The organism is Sphaerochaeta sp., from assembly GCF_050178175.1.
Taxonomy (GTDB): domain Bacteria; phylum Spirochaetota; class Spirochaetia; order Sphaerochaetales; family Sphaerochaetaceae; genus Sphaerochaeta.
Window position 1 is genome coordinate 1 of record NZ_JBFXGH010000159.1, and the last position, 4027, is coordinate 4027.

A 4027-nucleotide genomic window follows, 5' to 3' on the forward strand; every position below is an offset into this window, starting at 1 on the left:
TCCCGTACGATACTCGACAACGTTCTTTGCCATGGACAAGTCACATCAGGGTGGTTCCCTACAACCGGATGTATCGGTTACTGCCACTGTTGAGGATTTACTCTCGGGAGTTGATACCGTGGTTCAGACACGCATTGAATGATCGGGGTAAGTACACTGGAAAGCGCATGGAAGGGCAAACCTGTTTCCCTATCTGTCAATATTGTGTAATGATTCTTGATATACCATATATTCTGGTTGAATGGTCTGAGTTGCCATGCATATCGTAGAGAGTAACGTAGATAGTCCTCTATTCACCAGATTATTGGATAAGGTGATTTGCTAAGATAAATATACCTAAGGATGAATTGCTTTCCAATCATGATAAAACGACCAACACATAAGCGTGTTGGCCGAATATAGCTGACAAGAAACAGAATTGTTAACTTAGGCGTTTCTTTTGCAGGTAGTTCCTGATAATCATATTGGCAGTAACAAATCCCAACACCTTGCTGTTCTCGCCCTTCACTATCAGGATATTGGTTTTCTCCTCTTCCATTACCTGAAGTGCATCATAAAGATTTGCAGAGTATGGGATGGATATGTCGATTTCCTTCATCAATGAAGATACAGGTTCCTTGCTCTTTCCCTGACTCTGGTGTAGTTCGATATATCCTATGGTACCAAACACCATATCCCCATCGATTACAGGAAGTAACCCGATTCCATGGTCATGCATGAGGTTCCATACTGTTTCTACAGTATCGGATGGTTTGCAGCTTATCAGGTCATGTTTCATGATCTCCCCAACTGAGATGGTCTTCATGGTAGGGATACGTTTGTCAAATTGTATCTGGATGCCTCGCCTGGTGAGCTTCTTTGTGTACATCGTCTCTCCGTAGATGAGTCTTGCAACAAAGAAGGAGAGTACACCGCTGAGCAACAGGGGCAGCATGATTGCATAATCCCGTGTCATCTCAAATACCATGATGATGGCAGTGAGGACTCCTCCGGTTACCCCCGAGACTATAGCAGCCATACCTACAATGGCATATGCAGAGATGGGACCTGTTGTCTCAGGGAAAAGCGTGTTCACGATAATACCAACGGTTGCACCCAGAGCACCCCCCAAAAAGAGGGATGGGGCAAAGATACCGCCCGATCCACCGGAGGCAAGGGTAAGGGAGTTGGCAAGCAGTTTCATGAATATCAGGGCAAATGCCATCACCAATGCAGTGATCTTATTATCAAGAACCAAGTCAAGGAAGTCATATCCGACGCCGAAAACGTGGTAATTGCCAAAAAGGCGGAGGCTTACATAGCCGATGGTTCCTACAATCAGACCACCGATGATTGATTTGGCCGTAGAGGGGATATTCAGTCCATCAAAGAAGTCCTCCATTCCATAGACTGACTTGATGAACACAACAGAAAGCAGTCCAGCAAGCAATCCAAGCAATGCATAAAAAAAGAGTTCATAATGGGAGACCATCGCATATTCAGGAACAATGAAAGCAGGGTGTGAACCCATGAACACTGCTCCCACAGTGGTTGCAATAATCGCCGATACCACCAGTGGCATGATGGTCATGATGCTGTATTCAGGAAGAATGAGTTCCAAGGCGAACATTATACCACCTATTGGAGCATTGAACGTTGCACTGATACCTCCTGATACTCCAGCACCTACAAGAATAATAGTCTCCCTGGATGAGAGCTTGAGTGATTGCCCCAATGTAGAACCAAAGCTTGCCCCAATTTGAACAATGGGGCCTTCCTTGCCGACCGATCCCCCAGATCCAATGGTAATTGCAGAGGCAAGTGATTTCACCAGAGCAACTACGGGTCGAATCTTGCCTCGGTTTTCTGATACTGCAACCATGACCTCGGGAACTCCGTGTCCTTTTGCCTCTGGTGCCCATTTTGTGGTAATCCATTGGGCGAGGGTGATACCGATAGCAGGAACTACTATGACAAAGGGACCCCAGGAACTGATAAGTCCTCCACGATTATGTTGAAAAGAGAATTGACCGGAGAAGAAGAGATTGTGGAAGAACTCGATCAAGTACTTGAACCCGGCAGCACCCAATCCTGCTATGGCTCCAACGAGAATACAGAGAATGCTGATGTAGACCGTCCGCTGAATTTGGCTTTGTTGTGTTAATACTACCCGCTCATATGGGGGCTTATCAGAAAACTGGTTTTTGTTTTGCATGGTATCTATAGTTGTAACGAACAAACCGAAAAAGGTAAAGGCAGATTTTGATAAGGGAAACTAGACAAAAATGGTTCCTTGTATACAATTTGTTTTTTCATTCTATTGGTTTCAGTTGATGCTTTACTTCAACGACTTAACCACTTCTCCCATCTTCTCTGCCGCACTCTTGATAACCACATAACCCCTATCACTGATGGTCTCCTGGGGAGGCGTATCTTTTCTTCTCATACTAAGCCAGAGAGCATCGCTTCCTACGACCTGCTGGCAAGCGGTAATAAAATGAGAGACGCTGTCGGTTTTTTGTTTGTATGCGGCAAGCCGTTCTTCCAGGAATGGTACTTCCAATTCTTCTGCAAGTTTCTCTGTTTCCTGAAGGATATCAGCGTAGAACTCACTGGTTGTATCGAACAGGGACAAGAGATAGAGTGAAGTTTCCAAAGCCAATGGCCTGAAAAGCCTGAGCTGCAATGTGGTTGAAGTTTGGCCCATGTAGTACCCTACAAGGTCTCCGAAATCAGAATATGCCTGGGATATTTCTGTTGCAGTATCCCCTATAACCTGGTAACACATCGCAAGCTTGTCTTCATCTGTCATTCTGTATCTCCTGTCAGGTTCCCAATGATGCGGTTTCGTCCTGCTTCCTTTGCTTGGTAAAGCAAGGCAACTGCACGCTGTATGGCACTATCCAGCGTATCATCAGCGGTGAGTAGGGTAAAGCCTCCACTCAGTGAACATCCCTGTGTATTGGGATATTGCCCTACAAATATCGTGTATCATGCCTTGCAATATGTAATTACGTCCTTGTTCCTCCTTACCCCCAGGAGCAGGAACTCGTCACCACCCCAACGGCCCAAAAGGTCTTGCTCTTCAAGCAGTGAAAGAGATTGGCAATGATACGAAAAACCGGTAAGGATGTCTGTACAACAAACATGTGCAGAACAAGGCCTAACGTGTTAAGCAGTAAATTTACTATCCAGCATCCTATTCCCGGTACCCTGCTTTTTGCAAGCATCCATGCATACCACATTACCAGAAGAAGAATCAGTTGATAGAGGTTTTGCATGCTGATAATCGGTGGCATTGATGTTCTCTTGCTTGTACATCCTATCAGAATCATACGGTGGTATGTTGGCAAGAGAGTCCAAAGAGGTTGGTGAGAAGTTTTACAAGAAAGCAATACTTTGGCTATAGTACGTTTTCAAAATTGATACAGAGCAAAGGGAGTCTCGCGACTCCCCCTGTCCTTACTCATATACTTCCCCAAGAGCTCTTGGTGCCTTCGTCTTTGATGAGAAAAAGAGCAGCAAGACCAAGGTAACGATATAGGGAAGGGTAAGGACGAGGTCCCCAAAGGAAGATGGTAGTTCCAGCTTCTGCACGAGTACATATCCAGCACTTCGGGCAAAGCCGAAAAGAATACAAGCAAGGAATGTCCGGCTAATTTTCCATGAACCGAAGATATAGGCAGCAATGGCAAGATAGCCGAAACCCATATAGATGTTCGGAGAAAACGTGGTGGAGATGGAGTAGGCAAAACACATGCCTCCAAGCCCTGCCAGAGCACCGCTGACCAATACCGATACGAAGCGTATTTTCATGACATTGCCACCAGCGGCAGCCACTGCGTGGGGGTTGTCACCACATGCTCGGATATGCATACCGAACGGAGTCTTATAGAAGATGTAAGTCATGAGAATTGCAACCACAACAATAATCGGGATAAAGGTGTAGAGATCGGTAAACACAGCACCCAGGATAGGGATTCTTGAGAGAAGGGGAACGGTAACCTTTGGAAAGATCTCCAAAAGGAACTTGTTCGATGGTTGTCCA

The 4027-nt window shown here is 45.6% G+C and carries 3 protein-coding genes; all 3 read right to left on the minus strand.

What is annotated here, in order from left to right; all coding sequences use genetic code 11:
- Nucleotides 1-421 precede the first annotated feature (421 nt).
- A complete protein-coding gene (locus tag AB7S66_RS11700; protein ID WP_428520209.1) occupies nt 422-2194 on the minus strand; it encodes a chloride channel protein in 1773 nt (590 codons plus the stop codon).
- Nucleotides 2195-2317: 123 nt separating this feature from the next.
- Nucleotides 2318-2791: a hypothetical protein gene (locus tag AB7S66_RS11705; RefSeq protein WP_428520211.1), complete on the minus strand. Its 474-nt coding sequence runs from the start codon at nt 2789-2791 to the stop codon at nt 2318-2320.
- Between the two features lie 650 nt (nt 2792-3441).
- Nucleotides 3442-4027: ABC transporter permease (locus AB7S66_RS11710; RefSeq protein WP_428520213.1), on the minus strand; the 586-nt coding region annotated here is incomplete at its 5' end.

Coding starts and splice junctions, on each gene's coding strand:
- AB7S66_RS11700 (WP_428520209.1), bottom strand. CDS start 2,194: ATGCAAAACAAAAACCAGTTTTCTGATAAGCCCCCATATGAGCGGGTA.
- AB7S66_RS11705 (WP_428520211.1), bottom strand. CDS start 2,791: ATGACAGATGAAGACAAGCTTGCGATGTGTTACCAGGTTATAGGGGAT.